The 19,561-nt window shown below is 66.4% G+C and carries 18 protein-coding genes and 1 pseudogene; 8 read left to right on the forward strand and 11 right to left on the reverse strand.

The window, feature by feature from the left end; all coding sequences use genetic code 11:
• Window positions 1-91: 91 nt before the first annotated feature.
• Window positions 92-2,080 (reverse strand): DNA topoisomerase IV subunit B, encoded by a 1,989-nt coding sequence (parE, locus tag ABNQ38_RS17715; RefSeq protein WP_377809531.1) that lies wholly within the window; start codon window positions 2,078-2,080, stop codon window positions 92-94.
• 108 nt (window positions 2,081-2,188) lie between these two features.
• On the opposite strand from parE, the gene ABNQ38_RS17720 reads away from it, so the two are divergent.
• Window positions 2,189-2,584, forward strand: a complete 396-nt coding sequence (locus tag ABNQ38_RS17720) for an acyl-CoA thioesterase (RefSeq protein WP_014247936.1) — start codon at window positions 2,189-2,191, stop codon at window positions 2,582-2,584.
• A 6-nt stretch (window positions 2,585-2,590) separates the two neighbouring features.
• Here the strand turns inward: ABNQ38_RS17720 and ABNQ38_RS17725 are convergent.
• From ABNQ38_RS17725 to ABNQ38_RS17740, 4 genes and pseudogenes are all read right to left on the reverse strand, one after another.
• Window positions 2,591-3,136, reverse strand: a pseudogene (locus ABNQ38_RS17725) (ArsC/Spx/MgsR family protein); the annotation flags it as partial.
• A 40-nt stretch (window positions 3,137-3,176) separates the two neighbouring features.
• Entirely contained in the window at window positions 3,177-4,205 is a 1,029-nt protein-coding gene (locus ABNQ38_RS17730; RefSeq protein WP_377809532.1) for an ABC transporter substrate-binding protein, read from the reverse strand.
• A gap of 34 nt (window positions 4,206-4,239) precedes the next feature.
• The gene (locus ABNQ38_RS17735) at window positions 4,240-5,040 is read right to left on the reverse strand and encodes an ABC transporter permease (RefSeq protein WP_377809533.1); all 801 of its coding nucleotides are present in this window, start codon (window positions 5,038-5,040) and stop codon (window positions 4,240-4,242) included.
• 7 nt (window positions 5,041-5,047) lie between these two features.
• On the reverse strand, window positions 5,048-5,872 hold the full coding sequence (locus ABNQ38_RS17740; RefSeq protein ID WP_377809534.1) for an ABC transporter ATP-binding protein: 825 nt from the start codon (window positions 5,870-5,872) through the stop codon (window positions 5,048-5,050).
• 239 nt (window positions 5,873-6,111) lie between these two features.
• Between ABNQ38_RS17740 and ftsH the strand changes: the two genes are divergently transcribed.
• From ftsH to ABNQ38_RS17760, 4 genes are all read left to right on the forward strand, one after another.
• Entirely contained in the window at window positions 6,112-7,893 is a 1,782-nt protein-coding gene (ftsH, locus tag ABNQ38_RS17745; protein WP_377809535.1) for an ATP-dependent zinc metalloprotease FtsH, read from the forward strand.
• Between the two features lie 135 nt (window positions 7,894-8,028).
• On the forward strand, window positions 8,029-8,811 hold the full coding sequence (locus tag ABNQ38_RS17750) for a substrate-binding periplasmic protein (RefSeq protein ID WP_377809536.1): 783 nt from the start codon (window positions 8,029-8,031) through the stop codon (window positions 8,809-8,811).
• Entirely contained in the window at window positions 8,808-10,409 is a 1,602-nt protein-coding gene (locus ABNQ38_RS17755) for a SpoIIE family protein phosphatase (RefSeq protein WP_377809537.1), read from the forward strand. The genes ABNQ38_RS17750 and ABNQ38_RS17755 overlap by 4 nt, the downstream gene beginning before the upstream one ends.
• A 164-nt stretch (window positions 10,410-10,573) precedes the next feature.
• Entirely contained in the window at window positions 10,574-11,335 is a 762-nt protein-coding gene (locus tag ABNQ38_RS17760; protein WP_377809538.1) for a response regulator transcription factor, read from the forward strand.
• Between the two features lie 9 nt (window positions 11,336-11,344).
• Here ABNQ38_RS17760 and ABNQ38_RS17765 read toward each other — a convergent pair whose 3' ends face one another.
• The 4 genes from ABNQ38_RS17765 to ABNQ38_RS17780 form a co-directional block, all read right to left on the reverse strand.
• Window positions 11,345-12,394, reverse strand: a complete 1,050-nt coding sequence (locus tag ABNQ38_RS17765) for a sensor histidine kinase (RefSeq protein ID WP_377809539.1) — start codon at window positions 12,392-12,394, stop codon at window positions 11,345-11,347.
• Window positions 12,391-12,816 carry a DUF1987 domain-containing protein gene (locus tag ABNQ38_RS17770; protein ID WP_377809540.1) on the reverse strand — a complete coding sequence of 142 codons (426 nt, stop codon included), beginning with the start codon at window positions 12,814-12,816 and terminating at the stop codon, window positions 12,391-12,393. Before ABNQ38_RS17770 ends, ABNQ38_RS17765 begins: the two co-directional genes overlap by 4 nt.
• On the reverse strand, window positions 12,813-13,385 hold the full coding sequence (locus ABNQ38_RS17775; protein ID WP_377809541.1) for a SiaB family protein kinase: 573 nt from the start codon (window positions 13,383-13,385) through the stop codon (window positions 12,813-12,815). Before ABNQ38_RS17775 ends, ABNQ38_RS17770 begins: the two co-directional genes overlap by 4 nt.
• 97 nt (window positions 13,386-13,482) lie before the next feature.
• Window positions 13,483-15,249, reverse strand: a complete 1,767-nt coding sequence (locus ABNQ38_RS17780) for a DUF3369 domain-containing protein (protein ID WP_377809542.1) — start codon at window positions 15,247-15,249, stop codon at window positions 13,483-13,485.
• Between the two features lie 550 nt (window positions 15,250-15,799).
• On the opposite strand from ABNQ38_RS17780, the gene ABNQ38_RS17785 reads away from it, so the two are divergent.
• Window positions 15,800-17,407: a sensor histidine kinase gene (locus ABNQ38_RS17785; RefSeq protein WP_377809543.1), complete on the forward strand. Its 1,608-nt coding sequence runs from the start codon at window positions 15,800-15,802 to the stop codon at window positions 17,405-17,407.
• On the opposite strand, the gene hisE is transcribed toward ABNQ38_RS17785, so the two are convergent.
• The gene (hisE, locus tag ABNQ38_RS17790) at window positions 17,404-17,838 is read right to left on the reverse strand and encodes a phosphoribosyl-ATP diphosphatase (RefSeq protein WP_377809544.1); all 435 of its coding nucleotides are present in this window, start codon (window positions 17,836-17,838) and stop codon (window positions 17,404-17,406) included. The two genes, ABNQ38_RS17785 and hisE, sit on opposite strands and share 4 nt — an antisense overlap.
• Before the next feature lie 260 nt (window positions 17,839-18,098).
• Between hisE and ABNQ38_RS17795 the strand changes: the two genes are divergently transcribed.
• Both ABNQ38_RS17795 and ABNQ38_RS17800 read left to right on the forward strand, forming a co-directional pair.
• Window positions 18,099-18,293: a hypothetical protein gene (locus ABNQ38_RS17795; protein WP_377809545.1), complete on the forward strand. Its 195-nt coding sequence runs from the start codon at window positions 18,099-18,101 to the stop codon at window positions 18,291-18,293.
• A 44-nt stretch (window positions 18,294-18,337) separates the two neighbouring features.
• A complete protein-coding gene (locus tag ABNQ38_RS17800) occupies window positions 18,338-18,535 on the forward strand; it encodes a hypothetical protein (RefSeq protein ID WP_098740011.1) in 198 nt (65 codons plus the stop codon).
• A gap of 127 nt (window positions 18,536-18,662) precedes the next feature.
• On the opposite strand, the gene ABNQ38_RS17805 is transcribed toward ABNQ38_RS17800, so the two are convergent.
• Window positions 18,663-19,397: a Crp/Fnr family transcriptional regulator gene (locus ABNQ38_RS17805; protein ID WP_377809546.1), complete on the reverse strand. Its 735-nt coding sequence runs from the start codon at window positions 19,395-19,397 to the stop codon at window positions 18,663-18,665.
• Window positions 19,398-19,561: the final 164 nt, after the last annotated feature.

Genomic DNA, 19,561 nt, shown 5'->3' on the forward strand with positions numbered 1-19,561 from the left:
GGATCGGACAGCTTGGAAGACGGCCGTTGGGCAGCGGAACTCCGCTGCCCCTGGCCGGACGGCTGAGTGGCGGGGTGATGCCCTCCCCCCGTCACACGTCGATGTCGTCGGCCTTCACGAACTTCGCATTGTCCTGGATGAACTTGAAGCGCAGCTCCGGACGCTTGCCCATCAGATCCTCGACCAGCAACCGCGTGCGCTCGAATTCCGGCTTTTCTTCCGGATCGGCGGCGTTGGGCACGACCACGCGCAGAAGCGACCGCTTGGACGGGTCCATCGTCGTATCGCGCAGCTGGGCCGGCATCATCTCGCCCAAACCCTTGAAGCGGCTGATGTCGGGCTTCTTGCCCTTGAACATCTTCGACAGCAGCTCGTCCTTGTGGGCGTCGTCGCGGGCATAGACCTGCTTATTGCCGTGGCTGAGCCGGTAAAGCGGCGGCAGGGCGAGGTAGAGGTGGCCCTCCTGGATCAGCGCCGGCATCTCGCGGTAGAAGAAGGTCATCAGCAGCGAGGCGATGTGGGCGCCGTCGACATCGGCGTCGGTCATGATGATGACCCGCTCGTAGCGCAGCTTGTCGGTCGAGAAATCCTTGCCGATGCCGCAGCCGAGCGCCTGGGTCAGGTCGTTCAGCTCCTGATTGGCCTTCATCTTGTCGACCGACGCGCTGGCGACGTTCAGGATCTTGCCGCGGAGCGGCAGGATCGCCTGGGTCTCGCGCTGGCGGGCCTGCTTGGCGGAGCCGCCGGCCGAATCACCCTCCACCAGGAACAGTTCGGTGCCCTCGGGGGAATTCCGCGAGCAATCGGCCAGCTTGCCGGGCAGGCGCAGCCGGCGGGTGGCCGACTTGCGCGTCATCTCCTTGGACTGCTTGCGCCGCGCCCGTTCCTCGGCCTTTTCGATCAGCCGTTCCAGCAGACCGTTGGCACTCTGCGGGTCGCCGGACAGCCAATGGTCGAAATGGTCCTTCACCGCGGTCTCGACGAGGCGCTGGGCCTCCGCCGTCACCAGCCTCTCCTTGGTCTGGCCCTGGAAATGCGGTTCGCGGATGAAGACGGACAGCAGGACGCAGGCGTCGCCCATCACATCGTCGGCGGTGACCTGACCGGCGCGCTTGTTGCTGGTCAGCTCGCCATAGGCCTTCAGGCCACGGGTCAGCGCGGTGCGCAGGCCGGCCTCGTGGGTGCCGCCCTGCGGGGTCGGCACGGTGTTGCAGTAGGTGTGCGAGAAGCCCTCGTCATCGTCGGGCCACGCCACCGCCCATTCCACCCGGCCCTGGCCGTTGGGGAAATCGAGCGCGCCGGCGAAGGGCAAGCGCGTCAGGGTCTTACGGTCCTTCAGCGCGGCGTTCAGGTAATCCTGAAGTCCGCCGGGGAAATGCAGCGTTTCCGACGCGGGCGTGGTGGCGTCGACCGACAGCAGGGCCGGATCGCAGCTCCACCGGATTTCCACCCCGCGGTAGAGATAGGCCTTGGAGCGCGCCAGCCGGTACAGCCGGTGCGGTTCGAAATGAGCGGTCTCGCCGAAGATTTCCGGATCGGCGTGGAAGCGGATGGTGGTGCCGCGCCGGTTGACGTTGCCGCGATGGGCCAGCGGCCCCTGCGGCAGGCCGCGGCTGTATTCCTGCACGTAGAGCTGCTTTTCGCGCGCGATCTCGACGGTCAGCCGGTCCGACAGGGCGTTCACCACCGACAGGCCGACGCCGTGCAGGCCGCCCGAGGTCTGGTAGACCTTGTTGGAGAATTTGCCACCGGAGTGCAGCGTGGTCATGATGACCTCCAGCGCCGACTTGCCCGGATATTTCGGGTGGTCGTCGATGGGGATGCCGCGACCGTTGTCGCGCACCATCACCGTATAGTCGGCGGTCAGCTCCAAGTCGATTCGGCTGGCGTGTCCGGCCACCGCCTCGTCCATGGCGTTGTCCAACACCTCGGCCACCAGATGGTGCAGCGCGCGGTCGTCGGTGCCGCCGATATACATGCCCGGCCGGCGCCGGACAGGCTCCAGCCCCTCCAGAACCTCGATGTCCTGGGCGGAATAGCTGTCGGCCTTGGGGGCCGTGTTCTCGAAAAGATCGCTCATGACGGGATGATAGGAATTTCGTCAGGGGTGCGCAAGCGCATCCTGGGCCGCTTATACTGCGTCGCCACATGGTTTTGTGGGCAAAATTTTTATGACGCCGGAGGAAGCATGAGCGCAGCGGACGCATACGACTTCGACAACGGCCCTGCCCTGCGGGCAATTGCGATGCCGGCGGACACCAATCCGAACGGCGACATCTTCGGCGGCTGGCTGCTGGCACAGATGGATTTGGCCGGCGGGACGGTGGCGGTGCGGCGCAGCCATGGCCGCGTCGCCACCGTCGGGATCGAAGCGATGACCTTCCACAAGCCGGTCTTCGTCGGCGACGAGGTCAGCTGCTTTGCCCGGATCGAGAAGGTCGGCCGCACCTCGCTGCGCGTCCGCATCGAGACCTGGGTGCGCCGCGAACGGTCCGGCTCCGACCCGATCAAGGTGACGGAGGGCGTCTTCACCTATGTCGCCATCGGCGAGGATCGCAAGCCGCGCGAAGTGCCGCCGGAGTAAGTCCGGTTAAGCCGCCGGCGCCTTGACGAAATGCTGGTGGCCGTGGTCGCACTGGCCGCGGGCGTGCTTGTCGTCGCAGCTTTCGCCGGAGGTCAGGCCGATCCAGCCATGCAGCGTGGTCGGGTCGAAGCCGGCCTCGCGGCGGTCGCCCACCTGGATCAGCGGGCGGCGGATCAGCTCGCGGTCGGCCAGCATCGCCGCCAGCGCGGCCGACTCGTCGAGGGCGCCGGGCGTCACGGCGCCGGATTTCACCGCTGCGGCGCGGCGGTTGAACCAGGCATCGACCTCCTTGTCGCCGAAGAAGGCGCGCAACTCGGCGGCGGTCAGCTCGGCGGTGGCAAGGTCGCGCTCGACCAGCCTGTGGCCGGCGGCAGCCAGCTGCTGCTTCTGTCTGGTGTTTGCCGGGCAATCGGCCAGTCCGTAGAAAATCACTTCGGCCATGGGACACTCCGCTGCTGGATGAGTGGTCCTGATCCGGGGGGCAATCAGGACCGATTTCGTCCAGTCTAACGGCGGTGCAGCATGAAAAAGGGCGCGACAGAATGCCGCGCCCGCATTTTTTCTATGGGTATTTCGAAACCTACCGCAGAACTTACTTCTGGAGGCGCTTCAGCGCGTCCTCGACATACTGGTTGGTGTAGGTTTTGGACAGGTCGATGCTGGCGGACGCCACCGCCGGGTCGAAGGCCTTCAGCACCTTCAGCGCGGCATCGGCACCCTCCTGGGTGAAGCGGCCGTCCGGCGAATAGGTCGGCTTGGAATGCTCGAAAGCCTGGGCATAGAGCGACTTGTTGCCCAGGAAATATTCCTCCGGCAGGACCTTCAGCACGTCGTCGGTGCTGGCCTTGTTCAGCCACAGCATGGTGCGGACGAAGACGTCGGCCAGCGCCTGGGTGGTCTTCGGGTTCTCCTTGATGAAGTCCGGCTTCATGTAGAGCACGGCGGCGGGATAGGGGCCGCCATAGACGTCCATCGTACCCTTCTCGGTCCGGGTGTCGGCCAGGATGGTGATGTCGCCGTCGGCCTGGGCCTGGCTGATCACCGGGTCGAGATTGACGATCGCATCGATCTCGCCGCGCTTGATCGCCGCAATGGCGCTGGGGCCGCCGCCGACGCCGATGACCGAAGCATCCTCCGGCTTCAAGCCGAGCGAGGTCAACACATGGTTCAGCATGAAGTTGGTCGAGGAGCCGGGGGCGGTGACGCCGACCTTCTTGCCCTTCAGGTCCTGCACCGACTTGACGGTGCCGGACTTGTTGACCGATGCCAGGACGATGCCGGGATAGCGGCCGAGCTGGGTCACCGCGACGATAGGCTGGCCCTTGGCCTGCATCTGGATGGTGTGGTCGTAGGCGCCGGTCACGACATCGGCGGAGCCGCCGACGAGGGCCTGGAGGCTCTTGGCGCCGCCGCCGAAGTCGCTGACCTCGACGTTAAGCCCGGCTTCCTTGAAGTAGCCCAGCCGCTCGGCCAGCGTCAGCGGCAGGTAATAGAGCAGCGGCTTGCCGCCGACGGCGATCTTGATGTCGGTCTTCTCAAGCTTGCCCTGGGCCACGGCAAAGCCGGACGTTCCCAGGGTCAGGGCGACCGCGGCGGCCGCGATCAGCGATTTGAGCGTCATTGGTTGCCTCCCTTTGGAATTTTCCTATTGGATTTCAGTGCTGCCCGCCGCCGGTGTCCTGCGGCCGCCAGTGCAGAAGCCGCTTCTCGATCATGGTGACGGCGGCATCGATCAGGACGACGAAGATCGTCAGAACCAGCATGCCGGAGAAGACGCCGACCGTGTCGAACACCCCCTCCGCCTGATGGATGCGGTAGCCGAGGCCGGCGGCGGATCCCAGATACTCGCCCACCACCGCACCGACCATGGCGAAGCCGACGGCGGTGTGCAGCGAGGAGAAGACCCAGGACAGGGCCGAGGGCAGATAGACGTGGCGGAACAGGTCGCGGGAGCTGGCGCCCAGCATGCGGGCATTCGCCAGAACCACCGGGCTGACCTCCTTCACGCCCTGGTAGACGTTGAAGAAGACGATGAAGAAGACCAGCGTCACCCCCAGCGCCACCTTGGACCAGATGCCGAGCCCCAGCCACAGCGCGAAGATCGGCGCCAGCACCACGCGGGGCAGCGCGTTGACCGCCTTGATGTAGGGGTCGAAGACGATGGAGACCAACGGCGCGCGGGCGAACCAGAAGCCGAAGGCGATGCCGGCCACCGTGCCGATGATGAAGGCCAGCGCGGTCTCCAGCAGCGTGATGCCGAGATGGTACCAGATGACCCCCGAGGCGAAGTCGGCCCAGGTGCGGGCCAGAACCGCCCCCGGCGTGCCGAAGAAGAAGGGGCTGAGGATCTTGGTGTCGGTCAGGACATGCCAGATCAGGAAGAAGGCGATCAGGACGCCCAATTGCAGCAGCAGGATGACCGGACGGCTGGGCAGGCGTTTGGCGTGGGATCTCATGATGTCGTCACCGAAGCTTGGTCTGGGCGTAGCCCTTCAGCACTTCGTCGCGCAGCTGCGCCCAGATCTCCTGGTGCAACGCTAGGAACTGCGGGGTCATGCGGATTTCGGCAACGTCGCGCGGACGGTCCAGCCCGATGCGGTATTCGCCGATCAGCCGCGCCCCCGGCCCGGCGGACAGCACCAGCACCCGGTCGGACATGGCGATGGCCTCCTCCAGGTCGTGGGTGATGAAGACCACCGACTTGCGGTCGGCCGCCCACAGGTCGAGCAGCTCGTTCTCCATCATCTGGCGGGTCTGGACGTCGAGCGCCGAGAAGGGCTCGTCCATCAGAATGATCTTCGGATCGACGATCAGCGTCTGGGCCAGGGCCACCCGCTTGCGCATGCCGCCGGAGAGCTGGTGCGGGAAGCGGTCGCCGAACCCCTCCAGCCCGACGCGCGACAGCCAGGGCAGCGCGCGGTCCCGCGCCTCCGCCTTCGACACGCCGCGGAACTCCAGCCCGGCGGCGACATTGTCGAGCGCCGACTTCCAGGGCATCAGCGCCTCGGCCTGGAACATGTAGCCGGCCTTGGGATTGATGCCAGTCACCGGCTGCCCGAAGGAGAGCGCACGGCCCTCGCTGGGCTTCAGCAGGCCGGCGGCAACGTTGAGCATCGTCGACTTGCCGCTGCCGGTCGGGCCGACGATCGACACGAACTCCCCGTCGGCGACGGTGAAGCTGGCACCCTGGACGGCGGTGTAGGAACGTCCCCGGCCGTCGGGTGAGGGAAAGGTGCAGGTCACGCCTTCCAGCTGGAGGGCGGGCGCCGCGGCGGCGGCCTCGGCCATGTCGGTATGGTCCTTATCGTTCGGGCGGTGCACTTTGGTTGGAGGACCATACTGTCCGAAGAGAAGCCTATCGGCAACCGCTTGAGATCTCCGTAGAATCCGAAAGGAGCCATTCCGGAAACGCACCGCTTACGGTGTCAAAGAAGGGACGCGGGGCCTTATCGGTTGCTGTCATGCCCCACCCTCCAGCATCAATGGCATAGATCGAAAGCCAGTCCTTTTCCCTTTGCGGAGCCGACATGCCCACGCTGCCGAAACGCCCGTTGATCGCACTTGCCGTCCTGGCCGCCCTGCTTGCCGTGTGGCTCGGCTTCGCCGCCTGGTACGATCACCACCAGCGGGCGGATGAACGGCCGGCCACCTACAGCGCGCTGATCGAGCAGGCCGGGCGCGGCGAACTCGGTTCGATCACCTTTGCCAACGGCACCGGGCATGCGGTCGGTACGGACGGCAGCCGCTATCGCGTCGTCATGCCGGTGACCGACGATCTGCTGAAGGAGATGCGCGCCCACAAGGTCGCCATCGCCTTCGACGAGGGCCCCGGCGGGCTGATGGCGCAGACGGTGGGCGTGCTGGACCGTGCCGCTCCCTTCGTGGTGGTGGCGCTGCTGATCGGCGGGTTGCTGATGAGCGGCGGACAGTTCTTCGGCATGGGCCGCGCCACCCGCGTGCGGCCGGAGGACACCAAGACCGTCTTCGCCGACGTGGCCGGCGTTGACGAGGCGAAGGAGGAGCTGCGCGAGACGGTGCAGTTCCTGAAGGATCCGCGCCGCTTCGCCATGGCCGGCGCCCACGTGCCGAAGGGCATCCTGCTGGTCGGCCCGCCCGGCACCGGCAAGACCATGTTGGCCAAGGCCGCGGCGGGCGAGGCCGGCGTGCCCTTCTTCGCCGCGTCGGGATCGGATTTCGTCGAGATGTTCGTCGGTCTGGGTGCCGCGCGCGTACGCAGCCTGTTCAAGACCGCCCGCGCCAGCGCCCCCTGCATCCTGTTCATCGACGAAATCGATGCGCTGGCCGGCAAGCGCGGCGAATCGACCAGCCATTCGGAACGCGAGCAGACGCTGAACCAGCTGCTGGTGGAGATGGACGGCATCGTCGATGGCGGCGAGGTGGTGGTGATCGCCGCCACCAACCGGTCGGAGATGCTGGACCCCGCAGTGCTGCGCCCCGGCCGTTTCGACCGCCACATCCATGTCAGCCTGCCCGACGTCGCCGGGCGCGAGGCCATCCTCGGCGTCCATGCCGGGCGCCTGACGCTGGCCCCCGACGTCTGCGCCCGCACGGTGGCGCGCGGCACGCCGGGCTTCTCCGGCGCGGAACTGGCCAACCTGACCAACGAGGCGGCGCTGTCGGCAGCGCGCCAGGGCCGTGTCATCGTCACCATGGCCGATTACGAGGCTGCGAAGGACCGCGTGCTGATGGGCACTGAGCGCCGCAGCCTCGCCCTGACGGCGCACGAACGGCGGCTGATCGCGGTGCATGAGGCCGGCCACGCGCTGGTATCGCTGCGCTGCCCGCAGGCCGACCCGATCCACAAGGCAACCATCATCCCGCGCGGCGGTGCCCTGGGCATGGTGGTGCGGCTGCCGGAAGGCGACCGTGTCTCGGTCTCGCGCGCCAAGCTGATGGCCGACATCGCCGTCGCCATGGCCGGCCGCGCGGCGGAGGAGATGGCCTTCGGCGCCGATCAGGTCACCACCGGGGCCGAGGCCGACTTCCGCGCCGCCACCGATCTGGCGCGGCGGATGGTCACCGCCTGGGGGATGAGCGAGGAGATCGGCTTCGTCGCCCATGCGGCGGCGGAACCGGGGGCGCGGTCCGAACGGACGGCATGGCGCATCGACGAAGAGGTCCGGCGCATCACCGACGAAGGCATGGACCATGCCCGCCGGCTGCTGCGCACCGACCGCGCCGCCCTGGACGGCATCGCCCAGGCCCTGCTGGAGCGTGAGACCCTGACCGGCGGCGAGATCGCCGCTCTGGCCGATGCCCAGACGGAAAGGGCCACCGAGGCGGCTTGAGAGATTGGAGAGGAAGTTATCGTACCGGAGAGGCTGTTTTGCCGGACTTGATAAGGAAACGTCCTGCATTGCGACGTGGGTGCATACCGGGGTAGACTGATCCTAATCTGTTCGCGGTAGCACGGGAGGGGCGCAATGTCGGGACCGCTATCCCGCCGGACGGTTCTTGGAACCGCCTTGCCCTTTCTCTGCACCCTTCCGCTCCTTGGGCTCCGGTCGGCACAGGCTTCGACCACGATCATCCAGGTCGGCGCCTATGAGTTCCCGCCCTATGTCGACGAAACCGGCGGCGGCATCACGCGCGACCTGCTGGATCTGCTGAACGGCGCCCAGGGCGACTTCCGGTTCGAGACGGTCAGGACCGCCCCGCAGCGCCGTTACGAGGATCTGGAACAGGGGCGGTTCGACATGATCGCCTTCGAGTGCCGCAATTGGGGCTGGCAGGACCGCCCGGTCGATACCACCCGCCCCTTTCTGCGCGATGCGGAGGTGTTCATCGCCAGGGCGGCACCGGGAATCGACCAGCGTTATTTCGACGACCTGAGCGGGAAGACGATTCTCGGACGGCTCGGTTATCACTATGCCTTCGCCGGCTTCGATGCCGACCCCAAGCGGCTGGAGCAGCGTTACCGCACCCGCGTCACAGTGACGCACGAGGGCAATGTCCGCAGCGTCGTCGCCGGGCGGGCCGACTTGGCCATCGTCACCCGATCCTTCCTGACCCGCTTCCTTCAGCGCGAGCCGGAGCTTGCCCGGCAGATCCTGGTCTCCGACCGCACCGATCAGATTTACGAGCACACCATCCTGATCCGGCACGGCGTGGCGCTCACCGCCGGCTGGCTCAATGGGCTGCTCGACCGTCTGGAGGCGGACGGGCGCCTGGAAGCGCTGTGGCGGCGCAGCGGGATATTGTCTTGAACCGGCGATCCTCCCTGCTTGCGCGGGTGGCAGGGGCCATCCTGCTGACGACGGCAAGCATCGGCACCATCGCGATGCTGCTTTCGGAGCAGATCGTCGAGGGACAGCGCCATCAGGACCTGCTGCGGCGGGCCGAGCTGGTCGCCGCCACCCAGGCCGACGCGCTCAGCGGCTTCGTGTGGGAAATGGACAACCGCAGCGCCCAGCGCATGATCGAGGCGCTGACCGCCCGCGATCCGGCGATCCGCTCCATCGCCGTCTTCGAGACGGACCGGGAGCAGCCGCTGGCGCGGACCTCAGTTGGAAAGGCCGCAGGAAAGACCGAGGATGCCGACGGCATCGTCACCGTCGAACGCCCCATCCTTCTGCACGGACGCGAAGGGCGGGTGCAGACGGTCGGGCATCTGCGCATCGCCTATTCGACGGCCGAGGTGCGGCAAGCCACGCTGGATGCGCTGATCCCGGTCGCCGGGCTGCTTCTGCTGTCGCTGCTGGGGGCGATGGCGGCGCTGGGGCTGACGCTGAACCGGATGGTGCTGCGCCCGCTGCGCCGCCTGACGCAGCTGGCAAGCGCCATGGCCCGCGGAGAGTACGGCGCCCGCATGGATGCCGGTCGGAGCGACGAGATCGGTGTGCTTGCCGATGGCTTCAACCGGATGGCGGCGACGGTGCAGGATCACACCAGCACCCTGGAAAGCCGGGTTCGCGACCGGACCGAGGCGCTGGCCGCCACCAACCGCGCCATCATGGACAGCATCAACTACGCCCAGCTGATCCAGTCGGCCATCCTGCCGTCCACCGGCACGCTGTCGGCCGGCTTGACCGAACATTTCGTTCTGTGGCGCCCGCGCGACGTGGTCAGCGGCGACTTCTATGTCTGCCGGGAGGTCGAGGACGGATTCGTGGTCGCTGTGGCCGACTGCACCGGCCATGGCGTGCCCGGCGCCTTCATGACCATGACCGCCAGCGCGATCCTCAACAATGCACTGGACCAGCTTGGCGCAGCAGATCCGGCCGCGGTGCTTGCCGCCGTCGACCGCAAGGTCCGCGCCGCCCTGCATCAGGAGGAGGAAGCGCGCGGCGGAGCAGACTGCTTCGACAACGGCCTCGACCTGGGGCTGTGCCACATCCGACCGGCCGAGGGCAAACTGGTCTTCGCCGGCGCCCGTATCCCGCTGCTGGTCGTCGCCGACGGCGGCCTGACGGAACTGCGGGGCGACCGCCGCAGCCTGGGCTATCGTCCGAGCGCTTTTCGCGCGACCGGCAGCGAGCCGGCCGGGTGTGGCGCCGAGTCGCCCTTCACCAACCAGAGCATTGCCCTGCGGCCCGGCCAGACCTTCCTGATGGGCACCGACGGTCTGGTCGACCAGAATGGCGGGGAGCGCGGACGCAGCTTCGGCCGGATCAGGCTGCACGAGCTGTTGAGCCAAGGCACCCACAGCCCACTCGACCAACTGAAGACCGAGGTGGAACGCTCGCTCGACCGGTTCCAGTGCGGCCGCGAACAGCGTGACGACATCACCCTGTTCGGTTTCCGCGTGCGGCTGACGGACGCAGCCGCCATTTCCAGCACAGGGTCCAGCCGCCGGGCGGCGTAAAAGTCCTGGACCGATTGTGCGAATCTGTTACAGACACGTCATATATTGTGACGGGTTGTGACGCAGGCGCAGCGGGAGCAGCGACTACCACTCAAGTTTGTTTTAAAATTTAGGCATTCCAGGGTATGTTGCACCCGCTGGAGTGGTGATGGGGAGAACACGGCATGGCCGGTCCGACGATCGTCGTGGTCGAAGATGAGAATTCCTTGCGGTCGGACATGGTGGAGTATCTGTCGAGCTGCGGATTCGATGCCATCGGCGCCCGCGACGGGACGGAACTGGACCGGCTGTTGCAGACCCGCACCGCCGCCATCGTCATCCTGGATGTGAATCTGCCGGACGAGGACGGGTTCAAGATCGCGGCCCGGCTGCGCGACCATCATGGCGCCGGCATCATCATGGTCACCGCCCGCAGTTCGACGGTCGACCGCATCGTCGGGCTGGAGATCGGCGCCGACGCCTATCTCGTAAAGCCGGTCGAGCTTCGCGAACTGGAAGCGCAGGTGAAGTCGCTGCTGCGGCGGCTGAGCGAGCGCGCCGCGGAATCGGCCGCCCAGTCCGCCAACGGCGCGGCGTCCGGCGAAGCCGCCGGCGACGGGGCGGACGAGGCGCGCTGGTCGCTGGACCCGACGGAATGGAGCCTGACCAATCCTGCCGGCATCCGCATCAGCCTGACCAGCATGGAGATGAAGCTGACCAGCCTGCTCGCCGCCCAGGCACGCAAGCCGGCGACACGCGACCAGATCTCCCAGGCTTTGTACAATCGCCGCTGGAACCCGGAAGACCGCTCCATCGACACCGTCGTCGGCCGCCTGCGCCACAAGGTGGAGGGCGCCATCGGCGGTCCCGCGCCGCTGAAGTCGGTGCATGGCGTCGGTTACGTGTTCTCCGCTCCGATCCGGGTGGTTGGGGCGGGCCAGGGCTGAGCCCGGTTCTTACATCGTCAGAGCCTCGACCGGCAGGTCGCGGTCGGGTGTCCGGCGGGGGAACTGCAGGGTGAAACTGGTGCCCAGGTCAGGCGCGCTTAACACCGTGATCGAGCCCATCAGCACACCGACCACCAGATTGTGGACGATGTGGAGCCCAAGCCCGCTGCCGCCGCGACCGCGCCGGGTGGTGAAGAAGGGCTCGAACACCCGGGCGCTGTGCTCCTCGCTCATGCCGCGGCCATTGTCGGCGAAGCACATGCGGACGGTGTCGGCATCCGGACAATCCACCGTGATCGCCATCCCCCCAGCCTGCCCGTCGGCGAAGGCATGGGTCAGCGCATTCATCACCAGATTCGACAAAATCTGCGACAGCACGCCGGGATAGCTGTCCAGTTCCAGGTCGGCGGGACAATAGACCGCCACCGCATGGCCCGACGGCCGGAACTTGGGCTGAAGGCTGACCAGCGTGTCCTGGATATAGGAAGCGAGATTGACGGTGCGCCGGACCGCGCTGGCGCGGTCCACCGCCACCTGCTTGAAGCCGGCGATCAACTGCGACGCCCTTTCGCAATTGCCGAGGATCAGATCGGTGGTGTCGACCGCCGTGGCGAGGTAGCGGGCGAACTCCGCCTTGCCCAAGGTCCCGCCGTCTGCCCGCCGGCGCATCGCCTGGGTGGCGTCGGCCAGATGCGAGGCGCAGGAGACGGCGATGCCGACCGGCGTGTTGATCTCATGGGCGACGCCGGCGACCAGCGCACCGAGCGACGCCAGCTTCTCCGACTGGACCATCGCCTCCTGCGCCTCGCGCAGGTGATCGAGTGCCGCCTCCGCCTCGCTGCGCTGGCGGTCCAACTCGTGGATGGCGTCGCTCAATTGGGCCTGCAACCGGTCGCTGACCCGCACGAGCCGCTGCTGCTCCCGCGTGCTGAGTTCGAAGGCGGCGATCAGGTCGCGGAATTCGGGCAGGCAGTCCGGCGCCAGCGCGCCCAGCCTCGTCTCCAGAGCGCGGGCCTTGGCGAGGGCCTCCTCCTCCGCGGCGAAGAGATTGAAGCTCATGGCGGGCCGCCGGCGGGCATCTCCCGCATCTGGAAGACGACGTGCCGTAAATCCTCCGCGAAATCCTCGCCCAGTTCGCGCATGGACTCGTCATTCTCCTCGACGCACCATGTCAGCGTCACCGGCCGCCCGCCCTTGGCCACCGTCTCAAGCATCTGGAATATGTTCATCAGAGCCTTGGCACTGGAGCTGTTGAAGTAGAGAAGCTCCATGTCGAAGCGGATAGGACCGCCGTCGGGATCGTCGAGGAAGCCGCGCAACGCCTCGAACACCGGGCCGAAGAAGGCCGCGACATCGTCGGGATAGGATTCGCCGGTCATCCGCAAATGGCCGCTGGCGAAGTCGAACGACACGCCGGGCGTCCGTCCGGTGGCGGGAATGGTCAGGCAGTCCATCGCATGCTGCTCGGCTCGAACGTTCATACGCTGACCTTGAGGCAGAAGAAGCTGCGGTCGGCGTCCATCGCGTTGAAATCGTAATCGATGGGATCGCTGGCCCGCCGGGCGATCTCGATCAATCCCAGCGTGGCGCCGCGGCTGCCGTCGTCCGGCTCCTCGCGAAGCTGCTCGCGGTAGTAGCTCTTGATGCCGTCGCGATCCAGGCTCTTCAGATGGTCCAGCCGTTCCTTCAGGCGGGGCACTTCGCTGTTGCGCACGGTGTTGCCGCAGACGATGAAGACCTTTCCGCGCTCCATGCCGATGGTAACCATTCCGGCACTGAGCTCCACAGCGCGGCCGGCGGTGCCGGACATCTTCTCCGCCGAATATCGGATGATGTTCTGCATCTGCTCGACAAAGACCGAGAAGACGCGGCGGATGGTCGGCCCGTCGGCCGCCTCCAAGGCCAGCTTCTCGCGCAGAGCCTCACCCAGGGAGTAAAGTATCCCCTCCGACAAATATCCGCTGAAAGAGAACACGATCCCCTTGTCGTCGAGATCGCGCTTAATCGACGCATATTGCTGGGCGAGCATGGCTGCGGCCTGACGTTCCACCGGTACCAGGGTTCCGTCCGACTATGTCACCTCCTATGACAAAGGACCATAGACTTTCGGAGAGGCGAGATGGGAGCCGCCCCGACATCGCGCTGCATCACACCGGCACCACGACCCGGAAGGTCGATCCCTTCCCCAGCATGCTGTCGACGGCGACCGCGCCGCCATGCAGCAGGGCGATCTGCTGGACGGTGTGCAGCCCGATGCCGGTGCCCGGCACTCCGGATGCGCCCGCCCCGCGGAAGAAACGGTCGAACAGGCGCGGAAGCTCCACCTCGGGAATGCCGCGGCCCTGGTCCGTCACCTCGATCACCGCCATGGCGCCGTCGGTGTCGCCGCTGAGGAGGATCGGCCCACCCGGCCCGGAATATTTGAGGGCGTTGTTGACCAGATTGCTGATCACCAGACCGATCAGGTTGGCATCGATCTCCGCCCGCCGCGGCAAACGGTCCAGGGTCAGCCGGAATTCGCGGTCGGGGTAGGCGACGCGGAAAGGCTGGACGACGGTGCGGATCAGGTCCGGAAGGTCGACCTCGGCCCGCTCCACGACGAGGGCATTGCTCTGCAGCCGCTCGTCGGTCAGATGGGAGTCGATCAGGCCGGTCAGGCGCTGCACGCTGCCACGGATCACCGCGAGCCGTTCCAGCATCTCCGGCTCCACCTGCCCGGCCCGCATCGCCAGCAGTTGGGCGGCGCTGTCGATGATGGCGAGCGGCGTGCGGAATTCGTGGCTGACCATGCCCAGGAACTGGCGCTGCTGGTCGCGCGCCAGCAGTTCGCGCTCCAGCGCCCGTTCCACCCGTTCCTTCGCCAGGATCAGCGCCTTCTGGTTGGCGGCCAGTTCCAGCGTGCGATCCTCCACCCGCTGTTCCAGCGAGCGGTTCAGCGCCATCAGCTCCTCATACAGGCAGACATTGTCGAACCCGATGGCGACGCGGTTGCAGAACAGCTCCAGCAGACGGTGCTCGTCGGCGATATAGGGCTCCGTCCGTTCCAGCCGGAAGATGGTCACGCCATGCTCGCGCGTGCGGAAAACCAGGACGCAATGGTCGTCACGGTAGAGGTTGGACTGGGTGGCGAGCGCAGTTGCCACCTCCGCGGCGGCGGCGACGGTCAGGACCTCGCCGACCGGCATGCCGATGCTGCCGGCGAACGGACCCAGCCCGGCGACGATTTCGACGGTCAGGCTCCCGTCGGCACGCGCAACCGGCCGGCAGGCCAGCACCGCCGGCGCGGCGCCGTGATCGACGACGCGGGCGATCTGCTCCGCCAGCCGTTCGACAAAACTGCGCATCGGCCGCATCTCGAACAGCGGGGCCGACGCGCTGAGGATCCGCTCCAGCCCCTGCCTGTTGCGCTCGATCGTCACGATGTCGCGCCAGGCGCGCAACGCGCTGACCAGGGTGGTGAAAAGACGCTGGGCGGTCAGTTCGCTCTTGGCTTTGTAATCGTTGATGTCATAGCCGACGATGACGTCTCGTTCCGGCGCCTGTCCCGGCTGGCCTGTGCGCAGGATGATGCGCATGCGATGGTTGCCCAGTTCCTCCCGGATGTGGCGGACCAGCTTCAGGCCGGCATCCTCCGTCTCCATCACCACATCGAGCAGGGCGATGGGCAGGTCGGGCCGCTGGATTAGGACCGCCTTCGCCTCCTCCGCCGACAGCGCGCTAACCACCTCGAACGGGCGTCCGTCGAAATCGAAGTCGCGCAGCAGAACCGCGGTCATGGCATGGACCTGGGGATCGTCGTCCACCACCAGAACGGGCCAGGGCAGCCCGGATGGCCGGGGCGTTGCCACGGTCACGGCACCGTCTTCCGGGCCGAACAGCAGCTCGTCGTCCAGCCCACCGTCCATCCCCATCATCCCTCGCCCCCATACCGCTGGGCATGACCGCCCTCATCGCAGCATAATGGAACCACCGTCCGGTGCCGGTTCCAAGTCCGATCGGACGAATCGGCAGCATTCGTTTCAATTTGTCGCATATTAGTGAACAGCGCCGTGTCGGTTCGTCAATGTTTCGCAAGAGTTCATTGCGCCCACACACAACGGAAGCTGTGCAAAGGACAGAGCGGGTGCGACACTGACCACGGGACAGCTGCCCACCGGGAGAGGAGATGGAGGATTCCTTTTTCCATGCTGCGGGGATGCTCCCTCGGCCGAAGTCCCAATGCATCATGCCGGATTGGACAGAAGAGAGGACGAAGCCTACCATTCGGGGAAATAGTATAGATGCTTAACCCGATATGGTTGTCGGATGACGGAATGCAACGGTTGAGCTATTCTCAGGCCCTGCCCATCCTCTTTACGGAAGGACCACCTCGCCCCGATGACCCCTGCTGGCCTCGAACAGGACGCACATGCCGCAGGAAGCCGGGTTGCGGAACGGGGAGGGCGCAAGGCAGCGTCCCTGGCTGTGGGCGCATTGCTGGCGGTATCGCTGGGGCTCACCGCCGCCCTTCTGGTGTTCTCGGCCTACCAGTATCGCAGCCAGGTGATCTCCGAGGCGGAGAACCGCAGCATCGCCATCGCCCGCGTTCTTGAGGAACATGCGGCGAGAACGCTGGGCATCCATGCCTCCACCCTGTCGCACATGGAATGGATGGTGGACGACCTGGGCTGGGACCGGATCGACAACACTCCCCTGCTGTTCGAGCGGCTGAAGGCGATGGCCGCGCAATCGCCGGAGGTCCAGTCCTATTGGATTACCGACGAGACCGGGCGGGTTCGCGCCAGCAGCTACGAATGGCCGATGCGCCCGCTAAACGCGGGAGACCGCGAGTATTTCCGCGCCCACCGGAATCCCGGCACGATGCTTCACATCGGTTCACGGATGAACGGCAAGATCGTATCGGAGGTCGTCTTCACTCTAAGCCGCCGGATGGAACTGCCCGACCACCGGTTCCAGGGTGTGGCGCAGATCTCGCTGCTTCCCAGCTATTTCAGCGACTTCTACCGTTCGGTCCTGCATGGGTCCCGCGATGTGATCCTGCTGATGCGCGAGGATGGCGAGGTGCTGGTCCGCAATCCGATGATCGCACCGGAGGACAGCGCCGCCATCGGCCATTTCCCGGAACTGATCTCCGCCCCCGACAGGAACGGCATCTTCCGCGCGGTCACCCCCTCCGACGGAATCGAGCGGTTGCTGGCCCGCCGCAAGGTGCCCGACCTGCCCGTCTACGTGGTCTATGGCACCGATGTCGCCTCCATCGAGGCGGCCTGGCGCGACCGGGTGCTGCCCTATGTCCTGACGGCCTTCCCAGCGCTCGGCCTGCTGGGTCTGCTGGGCGGCATCGCATTGCACCGGTCACGGCAGGCGGTGAATGCGCAGGGGGCGCTGCGCCGCGCCAACGAGGCGCTGGAGGGCCGCATCGCCGAGCGCACCCATCACCTCGATCAGGCGCTTGCCGACAAGGAAGTGCTGCTGCGCGACATTCACCACCGGGTGAAGAACAACCTGCAGGTCATTCTCAGCCTGTTGGAGTTGCAGGCGCAGCGGTCGCCCGAACTGGAAGCGCCGTTCAGCGAAGCCCTGACCCGCATCAACACGATGGGGCTGATCCACGAGCAGATCTACCGGTCGACCGGCATATCGGCGGTCCGGCTCGACAATTTCGTCGAGGCGCTGGCCGGGCACCTCAACAGCTTCCACAGCCGCCCCGGCCGGACCATCGTCATCAGGCACAGGGTCGAGCCCGTCAGCCTCGACCTGAACCGTGTGGTGCCCTTCGCCCTGATCCTGAACGAGGTGGTGTCGAACGCCTACAAGCATGCCTTCACGGGCCGCGGCTCCGGCACCATCGATATCGCGGTGACGGCGGAAGACGGATCGCTGCACCTGAGCATCGAGGACGACGGCACCGGCGCGCCGGAACCGGGGGATACCGCCCCGCCCGGACGGCGGTCGATGGGCATGGATCTGATCCGGGCCTTCACCCGGCAAATCCACGGCGAATACCATTTCGCCAGGGGCGCGGGCACGCGGTTCGATCTGGTCTTCCCGCAGGAGGCGGACTCCGCCTAACGCTTGCAGCGTTTGGCCTGATTGGGTTTGTCCGAATTGGGTTTGGGGGGAAGCGGCCTGTCATGGCCGGCGGCGACACCGTTGATGGGGTCGTCCGATTTCGGCAGCTTCTCGGCTATGCCGTAGGCCAGCTCGCGCCGCCGCAGCTCTGCCAGGATCTCGTCGGGGGCGACATCCAGGTCGGCCAGCAGCACCACCAGATTGTACAGCAGGTCCGCCGCCTCCATCACCAGCGCGCCGCGGTCGCCACGCATCGCCTCGATTGCCACCTCGATCGCCTCCTCTCCCACCTTGCGCGCCATGCGGGCGCGGCCTTGGGCCAGCAGCTTTCCGGTGCGGGAGGTCTCCGGAATGGCGGAGGGTTCGCGCCGCATCGTTTGGACGGCGTCGTAGAGACTGCGGAGCGGATCGGGGCCGATATACTGAACCATCCCCCTGAAGTCGTTTTTTCCGGCAGCACTGTCAAGATGTTGGTTGGTCGGCCGAACATCCGGCGGGCGCGGGGGAGCAGTCCGGATGGCGTCGCCATGGGTTTATAGTTCGGGACACTGATTGATTTGTCCAATGACGATTTGCCAAAGGAAACCTCTGTATAGCTGTAATTTTTGCGGCATTCAGCAATGCAAAGGCCGCGTATTTGGCATTGGGTATACCAGTATATAGTCTCCTCAACAGCCCGATGGAGACGACAATGACCACCACCACTTTCCACCCCGGCACCGAACACCACGCTTCGACCGATGCCCTGCACGCCGTCGCCGAATTCCCGGTGGCCTGGTTCGAAGCCACCCCGGCCTATCTGGTCCTGCGTCCGGTCGGCGCCTTCCTGCGTGAATGGGTTGCCGCCACCCCGGCCGGTTACCTGCTCGGCCTGCTGAAGCGCTGACACCCCGCCACCCCTTCCGACATTTCCAGCCGACGGAGACGATCATGAGCATCCTCAGCCTTCATCATGGCGATCATGGAATCCATGGCGACACCCAGTCCCAGCATCCGGTCCGCGATTTCGCCGCCGACTGGTTCGAAGCCACCCCCGCGGCGATCCTGCTGCGTCCGGTCGCCGCGTTCCTGACCGAATGGGCCATGGCCACCCCGGTGGCGATCCTGGTCCGGTCTCTGCACCGCTGATCGCGGAACAAAAGCAAAAAAAGTCTTGAGGGTTTGAAAGGCGACCGCGGCACGGCCCGACCATACGGGTTGCCGCGGCCTTTTCTTTTTCAGGGTCCGAGCAGGGTACGCTTCCCTGCCGGCGCGCTCAGGCGCCGCCGCGGACATCCTCGACCAGCATTTCCAGCCGTGACAGGTCGCGCACCACCAGCGCGTCGGGACGGCGTTCCAGCATCCCGTCGCGGGTCAGGTCGCTCAGCACGCGGGCGACGGTTTCACGCGTGGTGCTGACGCGGGCGGCGATGTCGGAATGGACGGGAATCGGCGCGATGATCGCCGACGCACCCTGGCGCGAACCACGCTTGGCGAGGCGCAGCAGTTCGGCATGAACGCGGTTGTTGGCGCCCAGCGTCGACAGTTCCATGATGCGGTCGGTGGCGCCTCGCAGCTTGTCGCATAGCCGCAGCATCGTCGCCATCGCCAGATCCGGATGGGCGGTTACCAGCGCCTGGAAAGGCTTGGCCGGCAGGAAGGCGATCAAGGCGCCCTCCCCCAGCGCCACCACCGACGCGGACCGCGGACGGCCGTCCAGCGCCGACATCTCCCCCACCAGTTCCCCCGCCTCGATGTCGTTGAAGCTGATTTCGCGCCCACCGGCCGAATGGCTGAGCACCCGCACCCGCCCTTCGACCACGAAAGCGACGTCGCGGGTGTCGGCCCAATGGTCGATCAGTTGCTCGTCGGGAGCGAAGCGGCGCCAGCGGCATTGGCGCGCCACCGCGGCGCGCTGGTCGACGGACAGCGGGCGAAGCAGCTCGATGCGGTCCAGGCCGGCGGCGGATGCCTCAGCCAGCCCATCGGCCGGGCTGTCGGATTTGGTCATTCTGGTTTCGTCATGTCGGTCTTTGGCACGGAAGATTCCGGCTTCGCCCCGGACTGTATGTTGCTCCGAAGGATAGCGTGACCTGCGCAAAGGTGGAAGGCGCTGTGACTATTGGCCGGTGTCAACCCTCCGTTAACGCCAAGCGCGCAGAAGGGGGTGACGCC

Origin of the sequence: Azospirillum sp. A29, from assembly GCF_042604625.1 — a bacterium.
In the GTDB taxonomy this organism is placed as follows: Bacteria; Pseudomonadota; Alphaproteobacteria; order Azospirillales; family Azospirillaceae; genus Azospirillum; species Azospirillum palustre.